Genomic DNA, 20,232 nt, shown 5'->3' with positions numbered 1-20,232 from the left:
TTAATAAAGCTGCCTTGCTACTTTGCTTAATTGAACCCATTCGAATTTCATCGCAGAGTGAGTTTTATATCCATTCCAATCTAAAAAGCCGAGTGGTTTATCACTCGGCTTTTAATATATCTTAGATATCGCTTTATTTAGTGAAAAACACTAATGTCCAAGGGACTACGTATGCTTGGAGTACTGTGATCACGCCAATGAAAGTACAGAAAAATAGACTGTGCTTTAGCGTAAAGCGGAAAAGATCTGATTCTTTACCCGCCAATCCCGTTGCAGCGCAAGCAACGGCAATAGATTGTGGCGAAATCATTTTGCCCGTTACTCCTCCCGTAGTGTTTGCGGCGACTAATAACTCCGGTGTTACACCTATTTGGTTTGCTGTATTGGCTTGCAGCGCGCCAAATAGGGCATTTGATGAGGTGTCTGAACCTGTTAAAAACACACCTAACCAACCTAAGAATGGTGAGAAGAAGGGGAATGCTACGCCAGTGCCAGCGAGCACGAGTGCTAAGGTTGAAGATAGACCTGAATAGTTTGCGACAAAGGCAAATGCTAATACTAATCCAATCGACAATATCGGGAATTTTAATTCAATTAAAGTGTCTTTAAAGGATGTCAGTGCATTACTTACTGACATTTTAAGGACCACAATTGAGATCATTGCTGCGATTAAAATGGCTGTTCCAACAGCGCCTAATAAATTAAGTTTATATATTGCTGCATAAGGGGTTTCCTTAGCGACAATAGGTGCACTTTTGATAACGAGATTATGTAAGTAAGGTACTTCAATACTGATAGTGGCAAAACTTAATGCCAGTTGTACATCTTTAAGACTCCACAGGGTTACAATCGCTGTGAGAATAATAAAGGGAGACCATGCTTTAAATATCTGGCTATTAGAAAAAGTAGATTTAGGGGTAGTAACTCTTTGTTTCATTCCTGAGAAAGTGAATATTTCTTTTGGTTGCCAGACTTTTAAAAATAACGTTAAACAAATTAGACTGACTAACGCTGAAGTAATATCGGGTAATTCGGGGCCGATAAAGTTTGAGGTTAAAAATTGGGTAATCGCAAATGAAACGGCTGCTACTAATGTTGCGGGCCAAGTTTGACGTATTCCCCTGATGCCATCCATCATTGCGATGAGCCAGAAGGGGACAATAATCGATAAAATTGGCAACTGACGGCCAGCGAGTTGTCCAATATGGAATGGGTCTAGTGATGAAACCTGACCTGCTACGATAATTGGGATACCCATAGCTCCAAAGGCGACGGGTGCCGTGTTTGCGATTAAACAAAGTCCTGCTGCATACAATGGATTGAATCCAAGCCCGACAAGTAACGCAGCTGTAATAGCAACAGGTGCACCAAAACCAGCAGCACCTTCGAGGAAGGCTCCAAATGAAAAGCCAACCAATAGCATTTGTAATCGTTGATCTTCCGTGACTGAGATGACTGACGAGCGAATAACCTCAAATTGACCTGTTTTAACGGTGATTTTATATAAAAATACTGCGGTAATAATAATCCAAGCAATTGGCCATAGCCCATAACTAAAACCATATATAGCAGAAGCAAGCGCGATACTAATAGGCATTTTGTAGGCGAGTATCGCGACTGCTAAGGCAATTAATAAGGTTAATGCCCCAGCGATATAGCCTTTAAGTTTTAACACAGTTAAGGCTAGGAAGAAAAACACAATAGGCAGTAAAGCAACCATTGCGGTTAGCCACAAGCTACCGAGTGGCGTGTATGTTTGGGTCCAGGTCATAGGGAAGTTTCCGTATTGTTATAATATGTTGATAAATCGTGTCTCAGCCGCAACATAGCAGATACTAGTGTTTAGTGATGTAGGATCAATCTTAAATGTTGCAATAAGTGATGTGGGTCACGAGATGTGTGGATAAATGATGACGGGGAAATACCTAAATAATAATCAAGTAAAATATTGACTGTTTTAGCTATATTCACCAAGCATCTAATTTAGGTTTTATTAATATTTGTTATGTTATCAATATTATTTTTTGTGAGTCGTGAAATTAACTAGAGTATTGTGATTTTATGAAAAACTAGGCTGTACTGGTTTGGTTTTTTTGTAGTGTTTATAACAGAGCGTTTATAAATATTTGTTTATCTTTAGATATAGAAATTAATAGCAATCAATGCAATGCAACTAATAATGCAGTTATCTTATTGTGGCATGAATTGAGCTATAGATGTTGCCATACTCTTGTCTATGAGTTTGCTTGGCTGGAAATTTACCTTGCTATATGTGGCTGTGAGTATGACAGTAGGTTGAAATTTTTAATTTTGCAGCACAGTTCGTTGAGGAAGTAACATGAAACAAGTCAAAGTATTAGGCAGTGGTTGCGCTAAATGTAGCAAAACCGCTGAGATGATTGCGGACATATCAGAAGAAATGGGTGTGGATGTGATTGTAAAAAAGGACACAGATCCTCAAAGCCTATTGAAATTTAAAGTGATGAAAACCCCTGCGGTAGTGATCGATGGTGAGCTCATACATAGCGGCTCAGTACCGACGCGCGATGAAGTTGAGGGGTGGTTAAGGGACTAGCTGTTGTAAATATAGGCTCATATTAGTGAGTTCGCTGAATAGTTGCACGGATTATGCTCGTTAGAAAGCGCTTAAGCTAAAAATGCACACCATTGTCATCCTGAATCCTTGGCAATGGTGGTGTAATATCATCAGTATACGATTAATGATATTAAATATAATGTGTTTAAAAACAATGCATTGATGCTTTGCGTAGTCATTTTATTATGGGGTTTTATTGGCAACGGTTTAGTCGGCATTGCATTATCTGGGCGAGTTTATTAAGTCTATGTCGTAGGAGATTGTTTGCAGATTTCGACTTCTTTTATCAGTATCACTGCTATGATTTTGATTCAGTAACCTCGTCAAGTTGCGGGATGAGTGCCAATGCAAAAGTGGCTTAGGGTATTAACACGTTTCTACAGTTGGTTATTTTTTACTGCACGTCTGTTTCGTTTAGGGCTTTTTCTAACGCTAAGTTTATTAGCTTTACCTTTATTTGCTGCTCAAACATCTCCCAGATTAACCCAAGTATTAACGCCCACTACGGATTGGAAAAACTCCGCTTATATCACCCAAGCATTTAGTGAAGTCGCCCTAAAAAATGAGTATGACCTTGCTAAACATAGCGTGCGTAAGTGGCGCATACCGGTACGAGTGTTTATTGAGCATCAAGTGGGTGATAAGGCGCTGCACACTCAATTAGTGTTGATGCACTTAACACACTTAGGCCAGATCACCGGCCTCGATATTCAACGGGTAGATACGCTCTCAGAGGCGAATCTGCACTTAGTGTTTACCCGTCAATCTCTATGGGCAAGTGAGGTGATGCGCTTAATGGGACCGAGCTCGGTGAAAAATGTCCATGGCTCTGTGTGTATGGCAAAGTTTGCTCTCAATTCACGGCAAGAGATTGAACGTGCTTGGATTATTATTCCTGTAGATCAAGCCAAAATGCACGGTAAGTTAGTGGCTTGCGTAGTGGAAGAGATTACCCAAGTGCTTGGTTTACCTAATGATTCAGAGAAAGTATTTCCCTCCATCTTTAACGACAAAACCCCGCAGGACTTACTCACCGGGCTCGATTTCATTTTGCTTAAATTACTCTATAGCCCAAGTATTAGCGCTGGAATGACGGCGGCAGAAGTCAAACAGCCTTTGCAGAGCTTGCTCGAACAATGGCTGCGCGATGGCACTATTGCTAACGCTGGCAAAACGGTACGTCAAGGTCAGTTGTACCCATTGTTAGGTTATTGATGACTAAGCATTACAGCTAAAGTTGACATTGCTCGAACGTGACTAATTAATCCTTTTTGTTTTAGGAATAAGGGCATAGTCTATCTTTATATGAGATAAACACCTTGGAGGGACACCATGCGAATGACATTGCAGTTTTTAGGGGCGACAGAGGAAGTGACGGGTTCGTGTCATTTACTCTCGGTTGATCATGAACACTTATTGCTCGACTGTGGTTTGATCCAAGGCGGTAAATCTGATGAGTTGCGTAATCATGATCCCTTCGCATTTGATCCTGAGTCTATTTCTGCTGTCGTGCTTAGCCATGCCCATATCGATCATTCTGGGCGTTTACCACTCTTAGTCAAAGCGGGTTTTGATGGGCCTATTTACACCCATAAAGCCACGGCAGAGCTGTGCGCCATCATGCTCAAAGATGCGGCTATGCTGCAGACCCGCGATACCGAAAGAGTCAATAAAAAGCGTGCTAAACATGATCTTGACCCCCTAGAACCGCTATTCACCGTTGAAGATGCTGAACTTGCGATAACCCAATTTGTACCATTGGAATACGGTCAAGTGACTCGGGTTATTCCCCATGTGGATATTTGCCTCTCAGATGCAGGGCATATTTTAGGTTCCGCCTTAGTCGAGTTGTGGTTAGGTGAGGGCAAATCACAGAAGAAAATCGTCTTCAGTGGCGATCTTGGCCGTGCAGGTATGCCGATTTTACGTAATCCTACCTTAGTGGATACGGCAGATTTAGTCTTAATGGAAAGCACCTATGGCAATCGTTTTCACCGTAGCTGGACGGATACCTTAGCCGAATTGAAAGCCATTTTTGCTAAGACAGTCAACGAGAGCCAAGGCAATATATTGCTCCCCGCTTTTTCGGTTGGACGAGCACAGGAGTTATTATATCTATTTCATTTATATGCTAAAGAATGGGATCTCGGCCGTTGGAAAATCTGCCTAGACAGCCCGATGGCAATTGAGGCGACCCGCGTCTACGTTAATAATTATCCGCTGATGGATGAGGACTTTAAACGCTTTACCCGCCAACATCCTGGGCAGCATCCGCTGTTGTCGAATGTCGAATTTATCCAAACGACCGAAGAGTCGATAGCGCTGAACGACGTGCATAAGGGATTGATCATTATCGCAGGGAGCGGCATGTGTAACGGTGGACGTATTCGTAGCCACTTAGAGCATAATTTATGGCGCCCAGAATGTGATGTGATTATTTGTGGTTATCAAGCGCTTGGAACACCAGGGCGTGCCCTCGTCGATGGCGCTGAGGAACTGTCTATTCATGGTAACAGCATTAAAGTCGCGGCTAAGTTACACACAGTGGGTGGACTTTCAGCCCATGCGGATCAAGCAGAGTTATTACGTTGGTATCACCATTTTGAAGGCCAGCCGCCGTTAATTTTAGTCCATGGAGAACCCGAGGCGCAGCATGGATTAGTCGATGTGATTAACCAAGATCCTCAGACTAAACCAAAGGCTATAGCAATTGCGACCCAGGGTGATCGATTGGATTTAAATGCACTGCCGCAGTTAGTGTGGAAGCCTTAAAAGATTTGAAAGTGCAAGTTCAAAAGTTGGGTGGAAATGCCATTATCTTCTACACGTGTGGCAAAGCGAGCTCGCGATGAGTTGTATTTTGAATGTAATGGTGAAGGTTTTTCTATCGAAGATTAGCGTTTAGTTTTATAAAAAAGCTCACATAGTTGTGAGCTTTTTTATTTTAAATCAATCAGGTTACTGTATTAGTCCGAGTTGTTGTCAAATTCAGTATCATCGAGTAACTCAAAGGCGGGGACGACATTCGGTACGTCTTTAAATAAGCGTGTGAAATGGCGCTGTACACCTTTCAAATCGATTCCTGCTAAACCTGATGCAAAACCAAACCAAGCATAAAGGCCACTAAAGTTATCAAACATGGGCGGTAGATATTTAGGCGTAGTCAGAATGCCCTCTTGGCAAGCTTGGTATAACACGGGGATATCTTCGATCGCCAATTTACCGAGGAATAGCATAGGGATGAGTTCAGGAAGGCCTGAGGTTATGGCGCTGCGGATAAAGTTAATGTTTTCCACATAGCCACGCACATAGGAAATATCCTTAGTGAAGAAACTGCCGCCTTCCACCATACCCCCACGGAAAACCCTTTGGGTGACACGGTAACTGTCTGTCGCACTTAGATTCAATCCTCTGAAATAATTGAATACCTCTATAAAGTCAGCACCATTTTCAGCCATATCGACCGCGGCAACACGGTCACTAATTCGCCGAGCCCGTCCTGGATTTGAGCTTAGCGTCAGCATTTCCAGTAAAACGGCTAGACCTTCTTGGGTTGCTGCTACGCGCGGAGAACCGACACTGAGCCAAGTGGCGTGGGGTTGAGCTCGGCCGTTTAGTGTTGTGCCGACATGCACCCAACCTTCGTGAACTTCATATACATTAAGATCCGATTCGCTGAACATTGCTTTGCTATTGAGCTTAACGGTATCGCCACCGACTGCAGCGTCAGAGACGATACCGTCACTAAGGCGTACACGCATATCATCGCTATGGAAGTATTTTTCTAAACGTTGGCTGAGCACGTTAACCGCTTCTGGCGCGCTAATAATTTTAGGGTGATGTTTATTCATGTGCCTCGCCGCGGGCAACGAGAAAATGTAGCTGAGTTTATCACCTAACTGGCGCAAGGTATGGCGATCGCCATGCAGTTTATGGCTAGCACTGCCGTACAATTCTTGGCTGAGCTTACCAAAGGTTGGCGTGCCTCTGTTCCCCAACATATCGATGACAAGGCGATACTGATCGACGTTTGCCACTAATATTTTGCCGAGTTTGTCTCGTTTACCCAAACGTCTATGGATGTCCTGCTTTAGGGAGGCTAGCTCAGCTTGGGTTTTAACAGGATCAAAAGGTAAAGCAATGTTTTGATAGAACTCTTGCTTGATAGCCGGAAGTACCGTGCCCTTATTGGAGAGAAAACGTTCCTCCATTTCCCGCGGCCATTTAATGGCATCTAAGATTTTTATTGGCGTTTGAATGCGAATTAATTCATCGGAAAAACGGCGTAGATCTTGTTGATATTGGGCTAACGACTCAGACATTCCCGTATATCCTGTAGGTAATTTCAGCGAGAGAGATGTGGCTAATCATAGCCTTAAACCTCATTTATTCATATTGATTCGCAGGCTAGCGGAGGAAATATACCGATTAAATAAATTAGCTGTTATCGATTTTGTGAATCATTTTGGTGTACTTGTTACAATTCTAGCGCTATGTCTATGGGACATAAATAAGTAACCATCTGTTTAATAATATTTTATTGATATGACATTCAAGCTGCTTTGTTCTTGATATAGAAATAGATTGATTGGAGCAAAACATGACAGCGATGAGTTATTTGAGTGTGCTAAGGCTGAATGCTTGTTAATCAAAACTCAAGCTGACAAGAGTGGTAAAAATGACCGTGATGACGCGATATTAAATCTGGAGGTTAGTGAGCTAAAGCAGAGTAACACCCAGCATTATTGACTGGGTGAGATATTCGATTTTAGTGGGCCAAAACTCAGTGAGTTCGAAACAAATGATCACCGACTGAGATCATCATCCCATCATTTTGACCACGAGATAGCGAGATAGAATTGGCTAGAAAAAATCGTCATCTCCTAATGCACGTTTTAACTCCGCCCGCTCGAGGTAGTCTTCTAAACGCTTTTTGACTTCGCGTCTATGCTGCATTGCCTCGGCGGCTTTGCTGTTTCTTGGTGTGGTCATTGCCTCAAGTTCAGTATCGTTGGGCACGACTTCAGTAATATGAGCCATAACGAATTCCTCTTGTTGTTCCTAACGACTTTCTAACTAAAAAGAGTATGGTAGAAAAGCAAATAATTTTGTGAGTTAGGGTGAAAAATTCTTCCCGTGAGTCGGATGATTCAGCTTACTGCTGTTTGGCGTAGGCACTAGACTGCAATTGAATATTTGATTAATTTAGTTTTTGCTTATTTTGTGATTAAGAGCACGGTATAGTCATAGATATATTCGCGTTAATTCCGAGTTAAATAGTAGGATAAACTTGAATTTAGTCATAATTACAACAACACTTGTACCTGTGTTTGTTGTTAATCGTTTGCTAGGGAATTGGCTTACATGGACAAGGATCAGTTTTCTAAATCACTCCCCCCATCTAATAATATCTACTTTAGCGTGCTGAGCTCTAGCTGGCTGATGATAGTGGCTGCCTTACTTTTCATGGGGATCTCTTGGTATGTGCTTGAGCAATATCTTAGGGATAGAGGTGAAGAGCGTTTCGAAAATAGCGTTCAAGAATTAACAGAAGCTGTGAATCGCAGAATGCTTGCCTATGAGCAAGTCTTACGTGGTGGCGTTGGCTTATTGTTATCGTCGAGTAATGTGACACGTCAGGAATGGCAAACTTATGTCATCAATGCTCATTTATCTGAGTATTACCCAGGTTTTCAAGGTTTTGGCTATGCTCAGTTACTTCAACCTGAAGCATTAAGTGCGCACATCCAACAAGTTCAAGCTGAAGGTTTTAAAGACTATAAAGTTTACCCAGAAGGAACGCGTGATCAGTATTGCGTGATTGTGTACTTAGAACCCTTTGATTGGCGTAATCAAAGAGCCTTGGGTTATGACATGTGCTCCGAGTCTAATCGATATAAAGCCATCACTCGCGCTATTACCACTGGACTGCCGACAGTTTCTGGCAAAGTCGTATTAGTTCAAGATACATCTGATGATGCTAAAGCGGGATTTTTAATGTATTTACCGCTTTATCAAGGCACTACAACAACAGAAGCTGAGCGTAAACAGCACGTGTTTGGACTTGTGTATGCAGCGTTTAGGATGGATGACCTCATGCAAGGGATTATGGGGGAGCGATTCTCAGGCTTGAAACTTGCCATTTATGAAAGTCCGCAGGCAAGCGCTGACAGTTTAATGTTTACCAGCAGCAAAGTGGCCCCGAATGAGCAGGATGTGTTTTATCACTCGCAGACTGACTTAGTTGGAGGGCAGTTGTGGCGTTTAGACATTTCATCACAATCGCGTTTTATCTCGAGAGCGGAACAGACCCAAGGTATGTGGCTCCAATTTATCGGTTGTGGTTTTATTTTGGCATTGTTTTACTCAGTGTTAATTATGGCGCGTAATCGATATAAGGAGTCTTTACTGACTTCAGAGTTAATTGCTAACGAAAAACGCTTTAGATTAGTAATTGAAGCCTCTCCAAGTGCGCTATTTATGGTGGATAAATCTGGATTTATTACTTTAGTGAATACCCATGCTGAACGTTTGTTCGGCTATACCAGAGACGAGTTACTCGGTCGTTCCATCAATATGTTATTGCCCGAAACCCTAAGGGATGCTCATCAGCAGCACATGAGTAACTATTTAGTGCAGCCTATTGCGAAAAATATGTCGATGCGGGATGACCTGTTTGGCTGTTGTAAAGATGGCAGTCGACTCGCAATTGAAGTGGGGTTGACGCCTATTCATTTTAGTAATGGCATTTCTATTCTCGCGACAATTAATAATGTCTCTGAACGTAAACGCATTGAAGTTCAGCGTGCAGAACATATGCTTGAGCTTGAGCGTATCAATCAAGAATTAGACAGGTTCGCCTATATTGCTTCCCATGATTTGAAATCCCCCTTACGTGGTATCGAGCAGCTAACCTCTTGGTTATCAGAGGATTTAGTCGATAACACCAATGAAAATGTACAGAAATACCTAGGGCTTATCCAAAGTCGTATTCATCGAATGGTGTTATTACTCGATGGACTATTGATGTTTTCTCGGATTGGTCGTGTTGATACCGAAACTACTGAAGTGAAAAGTCGGCAACTGGTTGAAGACATGTTTGCGCTCGTCGCGCCGCCACAGGGATTTGAATTAGTCCTAAAAGGTGAATTTCCAAATTTTTATACCGTAAGACCATTGTTGGAATTAGTTATACGAAATTTAATCAGTAACGCCATAAAACATCATGACTTAGGTACAGGTGTGATTACGGTTTCATGTGAGGCGGTTGATCAGCAGTATCGATTCAGTGTGATAGATGATGGTCCGGGGATATCAAGCTCATATCATGAAAAAGTCTTCGAGATGTTTCAAACACTTAAACCAAGGGATGAAGTTGAAGGCAGTGGTTTAGGCTTATCACTTGTGAGGAAAACGGTTGAAAGTTTAGGTGGAGAGATTCAGCTTAAATCGCAGGGCCGAGGTTGTTGTTTTTGCTTTAGTTGGCCTAAGCAAATAGTGAAAAAGGAGCTTCTATGAGCGCAGCAAATCACTATCAACAGGTCACCATTTTATTGGTTGATGACGATGACGTGGATTACATGGCCGTGCAGCGGGCGATGAGACAATTGAGGTTACTCAATCCCTTAGTGCGTGCTCGGGATGGGATCGAAGCATTAACTATTCTAACGAGTTTAGACACGATCAAAGGTCCGTATCTTATTTTGCTCGATCTTAATATGCCAAGAATGAATGGGTTTGAGTTCCTTGAGCGAATACGTTCAGATCCTTCTCTTTCTTCGTCTGTCGTTTTTATGCTCACCACGTCGAGTACCGATGAAGATAGGATGAAAGCCTATAGCCATCATGTGGCTGGTTACATGGTTAAAACTGATATGAAAGACGGTTTTAACAATATTTTTAATATGCTTGAAGGTTATTGGCGAATAGTGGAGCTCCCATCCGCATAAGGTGAGTATATGGATTTACTACTGATCGATGATGATGAAGTTGATAGAACTGCGATCATCCGAGCACTCAGACAGTCAAAGTTGACTTTTAATGTGGTCGAAGCAAATTGTGCATTTGATGGTTTAAATCTCGCATTAGAACGTCATTTTGACGGTATTCTATTGGATTATTTATTACCCGATGCTAATGGCTTAGAAGTGTTGATCAAGCTCAATGCCATGACGCAAGACCAGACCGTAGTCGTTATGCTTAGTCGCTATGAAGATGAGAAACTGGCTCAACGCTGTATTGAACTAGGGGCACAGGACTTCTTGCTTAAAGATGAGGTTAACTCGCGGATACTAACCCGTGCAATTCGTTATGCGAAACAAAGATCTTCAATGGCGTTGGCGTTACGCAATAGTCACCAAAAACTAAAAGAGCTAGCTGAACACGATTCGTTGACTAAGCTGGTTAATCGCTATGGTTTTGAACTTTGTCTTAATCGAGCGATAGCAAGGGCCAAACGTTGTCACGACTATTTAGCCGTTATCTTACTCGATTTAGATGATTTTAAAGCGATCAATGACACTCTAGGCCATCAGACGGGGGATATTCTTTTAGTTAAAGTAGCCGCTCGATTAAGTGAAGTACTACGAGATGGCGACATTATTGCCCGTTTAGGTGGGGACGAATTTGTCGTGCTAGTCACTGATAATGATTATAAATATTTCCCTATGATTGTGGCTAATCGATTGTTAAAAGTGTTTGAGGACGTGTTTTGTCTCGGTGATAACGATGTGCTTATTGGTGCCAGTATCGGCGTGGCTTTTTATAATGAAGCGGCTTCGAACAGTTCTGAGCTGATGAAATGTGCCGATATCGCTATGTATCGCGCTAAAAAAATGGGCCGAAACCAGATTCAGTTTTACTCAGAAGCTTTAGATAAAGAGGTGCGTTACCGTAATCATATCGAGTCGAGTTTGCGTACTGCCTTAAAAAGAAATGAATTTAAGGTTCATTATCAAGCGCAAGTGAATGCGAAAACCCATCAGCTGGTGGGGATGGAAGCCCTTATCCGATGGCAGCATCCTGTAGACGGCATTATCACCCCAGATCAATTTTTACCCATAGCCGAAGAAATTGGATTAATGGAGGACATTGATGATTGGGTGCTTGAACAAGCCTGTATTCAGGCACAGGTTTGGTTAACCCAATTACAGCCAACAGGGAGAGAATTTACCATTGCCGTTAACCTGTCTGCATCGCAAATTGGAAATGAGAACCTGTTTGATAAAATAGCGAATACGCTGACTAAGACAGGACTTCCTGCTGTAGCATTAGAGCTTGAAATTACTGAGAATTGCCTTATTGAAGATCCCCATGAACATGCCAAAATGCTCGATAGAATCGCAGAGTTAGGGGTGCGTTTTGCCCTTGATGATTTTGGGACGGGTTTTTCGTCCTTAGAACATATCAAATTGTTTCCCATTAGCGTGCTGAAAATCGATATAAAGCTTTGTCGCTTCCTATGATAAGGATGATAAAGACACTCGTTTGCTCGCTGCATTACTTAACTTCGCCCATGGGTTTAATGTCATATCAGTAGCTGAGGGCGTTGAAACGATTGAGCAGGCTGAGTTTTGCACTTCTCGCCATTGTACTGTATTACAAGGTTATTTGTTTTCTCGTCCCTTAGATGCAACGGAGTTTGAGGCTAAGTATATTCTGCCGCTGTTAACTTAAACCGAGTTCCGAGTGTGATAGGTCTTGAAGTATTTCATTAGCATAATGATTTCGTCTGGTGAGGAATATTTTCTTGCTTTACACTGAGCAATAGACAAATATCAGCCTCTTTTTCTGTCGCTGTGCTTTTGGTGCCGCAGAACGGTTTATTCACTCATGCTTAAGTTGGTCACTCAGCAATGAAAATAGGTATTTTATCCCAATTCCCCCAGTTGTATTCAACACAACGTTTAGTCGCGGCTTGCCAAAGTCGTGGACATGAAGCGGTCGTGATCAATACGCTGAATTGCTATATGAATATTAATTCTATTAAACCTAGCATTCATTATGAAGGTACTGAATTAGTTGGGTTTGATGCCATCATTCCGCGTATTCATGCTAGCGTGACTTTTTATGGTTGTGCCGTTGTACGTCAGTTTGAAATGATGGGCGTATATGCCGCGAATGATTCAATCTCCATTGCGCGTTCGCGGGACAAATTGCGGGCACTGCAACTACTTTCCCGCAAAGGGATTGGCATGCCAGTGACGGGTTTTGCCAATAAGCCAAATGATATCCCAGATCTCATCAATATGGTGGGTGGCGCTCCGTTAGTCATTAAATTACTCGAAGGCACTCAAGGGATTGGTGTCGTACTCGCTGAAACTAAAACGGCTGCTGAGAGCGTGATTGAAGCATTCTTGGGGCTCAAAGCGAATATCTTAGTGCAGGAATACATTAAAGAATCCAATGGTAGTGATATTCGTTGTTTTGTTGTCGGTGACAAGGTTGTTGCTTCGATGAAGCGTCAAGGTCCCGAGGGCGATTTCCGCTCTAATCTGCATTTAGGGGGTTGTGGTGAGGTGGTAAAAATCACCTCTGTTGAGCGTAAAATGGCTATTGCCGCTGTGAAGGCGATGGGATTGGTTGTCGCGGGAGTAGATATTTTACGTTCTAACCGTGGCCCACTGATCCTTGAGGTTAATTCGGCGCCAGGCATTGAAGGGATTGAGCAAACAACAGGGATTTCAGTGACTGAGCCTATTGTTGAATATATTGAGAAAATGGTTGCGGCCCGTAAAACAAACCGGTCAATTATTGCCTAGTAGGTGATGGTGATAAAACGACGCCACTTTTTAAGGTGGCGTTTTTTATGTTTAGAGCTTATAGATCAAAACTGTAGGAATATCCGAGTACTAGTTTGGCATCATCATCGGTGAGATCGGTATCTGAGACCATAAATGACACTGTGCCTATGCTGGTATCTGCGCTGAGAGTCACGTTATAGTCGGCATAATTATCTTCGCCAAACCAAGATTGGACGACATCACCGTTTGAGTAACCATAGTGCACTGATAAATTCAGCTTTTCAGTGAGAGGAACGGATACCGTCGCGGCAAGATAACTGAGATCTTTATTATCTAAAGGATCGGCGGCCAGATCGTCACCGGCATTGATGACTTGGGAGTAAGCAAGTTCGAGCCATTTCCACGTGACAGCAGCATGGAGCTCACCAAAATCAATACTGCCCGGCGCGTCTGGATAGGCGTAGTAGAGATAGCCAAAGTCGTAGCTGATGTCTTCGGTAATACTGCCGCCATAACCTGCATATAGATCAAGCTCGTAGCTAGTATCATCACCAAAATCCACATTCGATGCCCAAGTTCCCGCATAAAATCCAGAATCGTGGCTGTAGTCAAGGCCACCTTGGATTGCGACCGCATCTTTAGTTTGGGTCGCACCGCGCCATAGATAATTAGAGGTACCGCCAATGTTGCCTGATACGGCTGCAAAGGCGTTGCCTGCCAGTAACATTCCCGTCGATAAGGCCAAAACGCTGTACAGTGATTTCTTCATGCTCATCCCCTCGATTGACTTATTTATCGATTCACCATTGGCACACTCAAAGTCAGCTGTGGTCATTAGTGCATCTTGGTTTTTTTCTAAGGAAGGATTTGCTAATCACATGCCACTATTACAATGCCATGTAAAACAAGGTATTAGAACTTGCAATGTTAATGAAATGTTTTTATTTGCCAGTTTGTGGGGCAGAGGCGCACTTTTGTTGTGCAAAAAATATTCAGTGCTTCACTGGGATTGGGCAAAAAAAACGCCTCACAATGGAGGCGTTGTATTGAATTTTATAACTTAGTTTACGCTGTCACGTAGGGTTTTACCCGCTTTAAACTTAGGCACTGTCGCTTCAGCAATTTGAATTTCTTTACCCGTTTGTGGGTTACGGCCAGTGCGAGCGGCACGAGTCGCTGTTTCAAAAGAACCGAAACCTACGATGGAGATTTTGTCACCATTTTTCATTGATTCGGTAATAGCTGCTTCAAAAGACTTCAATGCGCGTGCTGCTTCTACTTTCGTTAGATCGGCATTTTCTGCAATTTTGGCGATTAGTTCAGTTTTGTTCATTTTTATTGTCTCTTCTTTCCGTAGATTTATTTGAAATAAGCGTGCCTAACATGCCATAAGGTTTAACACTTGGAAAGCCTTTTGCGTCTAGCGTGCAGCAGGATGTTCAGTAAAGCGCAGAATATTTACTCAGTTCGTGACTTAAGTTTTATTCTGGTTTTATTCTTCTAACAGTTGATAGAGTAATTTTTTAACAAGTTTGGGTTCAAAGGGTTTGTCACATAAGGCATTTACACCCGCTTGGGAGACATTGCTGAGGTGGGTATCGTTGGCTTCGGAAGACACCATCAAGATGGGAATGTGCGATTGTTGGCTTTCATTGCGGATAAATTGTGTCAAAGCTAGCCCATCTACACTCGGCATATTGTAATCAGTGATCACTAAGTCGAACATATTGTGTTTCATTAACGCTATGGCTTGCGCGCCATCCTCGGCCTCGGTAATCAGCTTCATCCCTAAGTTACCAATCGTACGTTTAATGACGTTTCTTGCCATACGGCTATCATCGACCACTAATACACGCACATCTTGTACATCGAAATTACTGAGGTCGAGTTCATCGTGGCTGAGTAAATCAATCGTGGCATTCAATGCTGTACCTAAATGGTCGGCACTGAAGGGTTTAGGTAGAATCGCTACTACACCCGATTGGCGGAATATTTCAAGTTGCTCACGGCGGCACTCACTCGAGACCAGCATAAATTGGATATCTTTGCAGTCAGCGTTGGCCCTTAAGTAGCCCAAGAGATCGATGGCAGTGCCATCATCGAAATGCATGGCGCTCGCAATAAGGTCAGGTTTATGGCGAGCAATAATATCTTTAGCCGCTTCTATGTTTTCTGCGGTTTGAATGCTGAGAATGCCTTCTTGTTGTAAGCGCTGAATAATAATTCGACGTTGTGTCTCTGAAGGTTCTACCAAAAGAATAGAAAGTTCGCTGGGTGATAAATGGCTCATAGTCTACTTCAAGTTAAGAGTCGTAAGTATTTTACTGGGTCGCTAAGCTACGCTATTGATAACAGCTTAGCAACAAAGTCCATTACTGAGTTTGGCGGGTCAAATAGTGTCTCGTGACCTTAGAAAATGCGATCCAATACTGCACGAGTAAAATAACAATAATGCTCACTGTGAGTGGCAACATAGGAATGTTGTGGCCAGAAACAACCACTTTTACATCCTCAGGGGTAATGCGATAGGCAATAATTGCTGTAATCCCCAGAGCCGAGAATCCTAAGGTTTGCATGCCAATATAAATTTTCAACACTAAGCTAGACCACGGCGCGCGTATGAGTATGCCAACGAGCACGGGGAGGACGCCTAGGGTGAATACATCAAAGGATTGCGTTGTCACAGCCCGTAAAAGTGCGGCAATGCTGAAGAGGCAATATAAAGCGATCAGTAGCATAAGACGTTTAGGCATAGATGGATATGTAGACAGGTAGAGAAGAAGATGAGCAAGTGTAGGAAATGCCCTAATCCGAGTCCAGCATAACCTTAATATCGTGTAGAATAAGCCTTTTGCGAAAGGCTTATTCTATTAGGTGAAGTTTATGACAGAAGTTGAGTTTTGGGGTTTAGTCACGCGTACGGAAGCGACGCAATCACAGGAGTCTTTGACTCAAGCACTGAAGCAGAAACTTGCCGAATTGAGTAATGAAGAGTTAAAAGCTTTCGATAAAATCTTTGGTCAGCAGATGCGTCGTAGTTATTTGTGGTCTGTTTGGGGGGCGGCTTACATTATTACGGGCTGTGATTCTGAATATGCTTTTGCCGAGTTTAGGTGTTTTTTGATTTCACTCGGTAAAGAAATTTTCGAAGGTGTGGTTAATCAGCCTGACACCCTAGCACGTTTAGTCGCTTGGCCAGAGCGAGATGCCTATGCTTACCCTTTTGTAGATGAATACGACCTTATCGCAGGGCAATTATACGAAGATAGAACCGGTGAGGAACTGCCCTTTATGCCATCGGGCAAGGCGACGCCCGTGGGTAAAAAATTTAGCACTAAGCCCAAGGATTTAAAGCTGCAATACCCTGAGCTGAGTGCCCGTTTTCCATTTTAATCTTGGCAATACCTTATGAGCGTAAGCAAGCGTTGGTAGTGACATCGAAGGTCATGCCGTATTTAGGGCAGATGTCGCTCATAAACTCATGTTCTTGCGCGGTTAATTGTTGACTAAAATCTTGCTTAAGCTGCTCTGTCATTTGATGTTCAGCCGCATTTTGCGCCTGAGCCAATTTGCTCAAATGAACAGTCACAGCCTGTTGCTGGCTGATGGTCAATGGTGCGGCATGGCTTGAAAGGCTGATACTCGTTCCAATTGTCAGCAGTGCCAATAAAGCGAGTTTTCGTGAATATGGGTTGAATAGATAAGCCGTTTTTAGGTTCATAGGTAAGCTCCAAGTTAAAAATTACGTTTAACACGTTAGTTCTAAATCGTGCATCCTTAGACGGTAAAGAAAACGAGTTTTACTGTGAGGAGCTGAGTTTATTGTATAAATATTGAACCTATGCTGAATGGTTAGTTAGTGCTCATTCTTCATTTCTTCGCATTGAAATCCTTGCTTACGAGTATCGAACTGGCACATAGATCCACATTCCCAAGGCACATTGTCGTAGAAGGCAGATTGTTCGCGTGCAAAATCGCGGCAGGTATTATAGCTGTCAAAGTTATCAGTTTTTTTATACTTTCCTGAATCATAGCCATGGTTGTAGATAAAGGCTGACCAAGTTTTAGGGCCAGTATTTTTGTCACTCGGGGAGATAAACCAAATCGCACTTACGACGCAGGTAAACAGGATAAGAATGAACACAGGTACAACAGGGAATTTCATTTTTTATTAAGTGGGCAATGTAAACAATAGCGGAAGGATAACGCTTTTTTTGTCGTTATGCGCGTGAAATGTTCACAAATTGATAACTATGCACTTACTTGGTGCAATTCAGATACAAAAAGATACGTATCGGTTGTGATAGTTAAATAATATTTACTTAATTATACAAAAGCTTACGACACATTTGCTGTACTTATATCAGTTTTGCGTTAAGCTCTAGTTCAGGTTAGATTTTGTACTGTGGTTCTCAGAAAGTTATCTAGGCCTTGGAGGCAAACATGAAAATTCAGTCCCTTTTACTCGCAGGTGTATTAAGTTGCAGTGCGGCTTGGGCGGCCGATGAAGCGCCTGTGGATCCCGTCACCGAAGATGGTGTGGTTAAAATTGTTTGGCAAAGTCCTAAAGATTATCGCGATATAAAATCATCAGGGGAGCTCCAATCCCGTTATGAGAAGCGCTTATTTGAAACCTTAACTGAAAACATCAATAAAGAAGCTGCAAAGATTTTAAAGCCAAATCAAAAGCTTGAAATGACCATTACCGATGTTGATCTGGCGGGTGATATGCGTCCAACATTTGGTGCGACCGCCAATGATTTACGCATTATCAAAGACATTTATCCGCCACGTATGACTTTTTCTTATCAAGTCATGGAAAACGATAAAGTGATTATCGCGGGCGATGAAAAACTGTCGGATATGGGGTTTATGGGTGGGATCCAATCTTTAAATGATAAACCTTTTATGTATGAAACCAAAATGTTAACCGAGTGGTTAAAGAAGACGATTGCACCACAACTTTAATGACCCATATCGGTCGCTAATGCTGAGTATTAAAGCTGTTTAGCTATGCCGTTAGGGCCTGAGTGTCGATAATTAGATGATTTTCTAACAGGTAAAATCCGTTATTTGCGGATTTTGCCTGTTTTTTTGCCCTAGCGCTTAAGGTCGATAGACTATGTTCATGGGCGTTAAAGGTGAGTGCGGGTGGTAAAATGCCTACACACAGACTGATCAATTGATGGTAACAGGCTTCACCTTTTCTATCGTCGGCGAGCATTTCCTGGGCCAGCCAATGATCTGCGCTATAAAACAAATGCTTATGGGTTTCAAAATCCGCTAGAATTCGCTGGCAACGGCTGATCATATGCTCACAGGTGCTGATAATGACAAAGTCATCGCCGCCGACATGGCCAACAAAGCAATTGTCGCTTTTATACTTCAGTAACAGATTCGCCACTTCACAAATCACTTCATCGCCACGGCAAAATCCATAAATATCGTTATAGGGCTTAAAGTTACACAGATCAAAATAGGCTAGATAAAAATGTTTCTTTTGGATCTTAAGGCGTTTTAATTCCTCTTGAATGGGCACATTACCCGGCAAGTCTGTAAGAGGATTTGCATGGCGCGCCATCTTAATTCTGTGCTCTGTGATCCTTTGTAGCAAATCCTTGGTATGGCCTATGCCGAGTAGTTTACCACGGCGAAGGATAATGAACTGTTGTGCTACCGTATTAGCACTCTCTGAGGTCAGTAATTGACTTACGGTGGATAACGGTTCGTTGGCCTCAATCTGGATAACTTGCGGATCCATCACTTCACTCACAGCATGATTTTCATGTAAGGCGCGACCATAGGGTGTGCTGAAGAGTTCAAGTAAGGTCGCGCGGCTGATAATACCGAGTGGCAACTGGTTATCGGCCACTACAACCGCCTGTAATGCAGGTTGCGAGATAAAGGTGTCACTTAAAAATTTGAGTTTAAGCGTGGGCACTACGGTTATGGCGCTCGTGCACAGGCTCTCGGCCGATTCGCTGTATCTAGGTTGAATTTGAGTATTGCTTGGCACTAAGGTCGCTTTCATCGCGCGGCAGGGGAGCACTTCTGGGCGACCGAGTAAGTAGCCTTGGCAATAGACGATACCCAGTTGTTTGAGTACGGCTAATTCCTCTTGCGTTTCAATTCCTTCGGCTATCACTTTGCAGGTTAAACTTTGGCATAACTCCACAATCGAGCGGACAAATTCCTGTTTGACGGGAGTCGAATCAATCTGATGGATAAAGTGACGGTCGATTTTGACATAGTCAGGTGACAATTCTGACCAGAGTCTCAGACCCGAATAACCAGCACCTAAGTCATCGATGGCCGTTAAAAAACCTTGGCTACGATAGTGATTTAAGCAGGATTTGAGTAAATCGATATCATCGGCGGGGTATTGTTCTGACAGTTCAATCACAACCTGTGATGGCGCTATGCCGAGTTGTTGCAACAGTTGTAAGGTCATGCCCTTGGGGTGGGCGGGATCTAATAATGCCTTGGGCGAGATATTGATAAACAGCTTGCCTTGAAACTGGCGCAACTTAAATTGCTCGAGTGAAATACGGCGACAAAGGGTTTCTAGCTCGCTTAATTTACCTTGATGTTCGGCGGTCTGAAATAGCGGGACTGGGGAGTATAACGGGCTGTGTTCAGGGCCACGGCTTAACGCCTCAAAACCATGAATTTTATGTTCTAATATATTGAAAATTGGCTGAAATAAGGGATTGATTGCAGCTTTAGAGATTATTTTATCGAGCTCTTTAGCCAGATCTAAACTTGTCATTACGTCAGCCCCTTCGTCTATGTGAGCGGAGTCTATGACTTAGAAATGACAAAATGATGACAGTTTTTGGGAAGCTTAGTGCTATCTATCTGTGTTGGTGGGCTTGAATAGATATACCATGGAAA

General features: G+C 42.7%; 18 protein-coding genes and 1 pseudogene. 9 read left to right on the top strand and 10 right to left on the bottom strand.

Features of this window, described 5'->3' with window-relative positions; translation table 11 throughout:
• Positions 1-133: 133 nt before the first annotated feature.
• Entirely contained in the window at positions 134-1,771 is a 1,638-nt protein-coding gene (locus L5M51_RS04900) for a lactate permease LctP family transporter (RefSeq protein ID WP_263171823.1), read from the bottom strand.
• A gap of 567 nt (positions 1,772-2,338) precedes the next feature.
• On the opposite strand from L5M51_RS04900, the gene L5M51_RS04895 reads away from it, so the two are divergent.
• From L5M51_RS04895 to L5M51_RS04885, 3 genes are all read left to right on the top strand, one after another.
• Positions 2,339-2,575 carry a thioredoxin family protein gene (locus L5M51_RS04895; RefSeq protein ID WP_028761824.1) on the top strand — a complete coding sequence of 79 codons (237 nt, stop codon included), beginning with the start codon at positions 2,339-2,341 and terminating at the stop codon, positions 2,573-2,575.
• 366 nt (positions 2,576-2,941) lie between these two features.
• On the top strand, positions 2,942-3,811 hold the full coding sequence (locus L5M51_RS04890) for a DUF2927 domain-containing protein (protein ID WP_263171821.1): 870 nt from the start codon (positions 2,942-2,944) through the stop codon (positions 3,809-3,811).
• Between the two features lie 117 nt (positions 3,812-3,928).
• Positions 3,929-5,368, top strand: coding sequence for an MBL fold metallo-hydrolase RNA specificity domain-containing protein (locus L5M51_RS04885; protein ID WP_212599622.1), 1,440 nt, complete (start codon positions 3,929-3,931; stop codon positions 5,366-5,368).
• Positions 5,369-5,562: 194 nt separating this feature from the next.
• Here L5M51_RS04885 and L5M51_RS04880 read toward each other — a convergent pair whose 3' ends face one another.
• Positions 5,563-6,918 (bottom strand): flavohemoglobin expression-modulating QEGLA motif protein, encoded by a 1,356-nt coding sequence (locus tag L5M51_RS04880; RefSeq protein WP_131523937.1) that lies wholly within the window; start codon positions 6,916-6,918, stop codon positions 5,563-5,565.
• Positions 6,919-7,459: 541 nt separating this feature from the next.
• Positions 7,460-7,636 (bottom strand): PA3496 family putative envelope integrity protein, encoded by a 177-nt coding sequence (locus L5M51_RS04875; protein ID WP_006079984.1) that lies wholly within the window; start codon positions 7,634-7,636, stop codon positions 7,460-7,462.
• Positions 7,637-7,960: 324 nt separating this feature from the next.
• On the opposite strand from L5M51_RS04875, the gene L5M51_RS04870 reads away from it, so the two are divergent.
• The 4 genes and pseudogenes from L5M51_RS04870 (at position 7,961) to rimK (ending at position 13,356) form a co-directional block, all read left to right on the top strand.
• Positions 7,961-10,114, top strand: coding sequence for a CHASE domain-containing protein (locus L5M51_RS04870; RefSeq protein WP_173496253.1), 2,154 nt, complete (start codon positions 7,961-7,963; stop codon positions 10,112-10,114).
• Positions 10,111-10,545, top strand: a complete 435-nt coding sequence (locus tag L5M51_RS04865) for a response regulator (protein ID WP_105250317.1) — start codon at positions 10,111-10,113, stop codon at positions 10,543-10,545. The genes L5M51_RS04870 and L5M51_RS04865 overlap by 4 nt, the downstream gene beginning before the upstream one ends.
• Positions 10,546-10,554: 9 nt before the next feature.
• Positions 10,555-12,271: pseudogene (locus tag L5M51_RS04860) on the top strand (putative bifunctional diguanylate cyclase/phosphodiesterase).
• A 179-nt stretch (positions 12,272-12,450) separates the two neighbouring features.
• Positions 12,451-13,356 (top strand): 30S ribosomal protein S6--L-glutamate ligase, encoded by a 906-nt coding sequence (gene rimK / locus L5M51_RS04855; protein WP_113939182.1) that lies wholly within the window; start codon positions 12,451-12,453, stop codon positions 13,354-13,356.
• 58 nt (positions 13,357-13,414) lie between these two features.
• Here the strand turns inward: rimK and L5M51_RS04850 are convergent, their stop codons facing one another.
• From L5M51_RS04850 to L5M51_RS04835, 4 genes are all read right to left on the bottom strand, one after another.
• Positions 13,415-14,107: a TorF family putative porin gene (locus L5M51_RS04850; protein ID WP_263171819.1), complete on the bottom strand. Its 693-nt coding sequence runs from the start codon at positions 14,105-14,107 to the stop codon at positions 13,415-13,417.
• A 291-nt stretch (positions 14,108-14,398) separates the two neighbouring features.
• Positions 14,399-14,671, bottom strand: coding sequence for an HU family DNA-binding protein (locus L5M51_RS04845; protein ID WP_006079990.1), 273 nt, complete (start codon positions 14,669-14,671; stop codon positions 14,399-14,401).
• 159 nt (positions 14,672-14,830) lie between these two features.
• The gene (locus L5M51_RS04840) at positions 14,831-15,628 is read right to left on the bottom strand and encodes a response regulator (protein ID WP_105250312.1); all 798 of its coding nucleotides are present in this window, start codon (positions 15,626-15,628) and stop codon (positions 14,831-14,833) included.
• 82 nt (positions 15,629-15,710) lie between these two features.
• The gene (locus tag L5M51_RS04835) at positions 15,711-16,091 is read right to left on the bottom strand and encodes a hypothetical protein (RefSeq protein WP_263171816.1); all 381 of its coding nucleotides are present in this window, start codon (positions 16,089-16,091) and stop codon (positions 15,711-15,713) included.
• A gap of 130 nt (positions 16,092-16,221) precedes the next feature.
• Here L5M51_RS04835 and L5M51_RS04830 point away from each other — a divergent pair, with 130 nt between their 5' ends.
• On the top strand, positions 16,222-16,731 hold the full coding sequence (locus tag L5M51_RS04830) for a DUF4240 domain-containing protein (protein WP_263171815.1): 510 nt from the start codon (positions 16,222-16,224) through the stop codon (positions 16,729-16,731).
• Between the two features lie 13 nt (positions 16,732-16,744).
• Here L5M51_RS04830 and L5M51_RS04825 read toward each other — a convergent pair whose 3' ends face one another.
• Both L5M51_RS04825 and L5M51_RS04820 read right to left on the bottom strand, forming a co-directional pair.
• Entirely contained in the window at positions 16,745-17,059 is a 315-nt protein-coding gene (locus L5M51_RS04825) for a hypothetical protein (RefSeq protein WP_198571976.1), read from the bottom strand.
• 135 nt (positions 17,060-17,194) lie between these two features.
• Positions 17,195-17,503: a hypothetical protein gene (locus tag L5M51_RS04820; RefSeq protein WP_105250308.1), complete on the bottom strand. Its 309-nt coding sequence runs from the start codon at positions 17,501-17,503 to the stop codon at positions 17,195-17,197.
• A 278-nt stretch (positions 17,504-17,781) separates the two neighbouring features.
• On the opposite strand from L5M51_RS04820, the gene L5M51_RS04815 reads away from it, so the two are divergent.
• The gene (locus L5M51_RS04815) at positions 17,782-18,306 is read left to right on the top strand and encodes a DUF3016 domain-containing protein (RefSeq protein WP_113939176.1); all 525 of its coding nucleotides are present in this window, start codon (positions 17,782-17,784) and stop codon (positions 18,304-18,306) included.
• 43 nt (positions 18,307-18,349) lie between these two features.
• Here the strand turns inward: L5M51_RS04815 and L5M51_RS04810 are convergent, their stop codons facing one another.
• Positions 18,350-20,107 (bottom strand): GGDEF domain-containing protein, encoded by a 1,758-nt coding sequence (locus L5M51_RS04810; protein WP_263171812.1) that lies wholly within the window; start codon positions 20,105-20,107, stop codon positions 18,350-18,352.
• Positions 20,108-20,232 lie beyond the last annotated feature (125 nt).

It is taken from the genome of Shewanella sp. SM73, assembly GCF_025653795.1.
Classification (GTDB): Bacteria; Pseudomonadota; Gammaproteobacteria; order Enterobacterales; family Shewanellaceae; genus Shewanella; species Shewanella oncorhynchi.
This window is presented reverse-complemented; position numbering and strand designations above follow the sequence as displayed.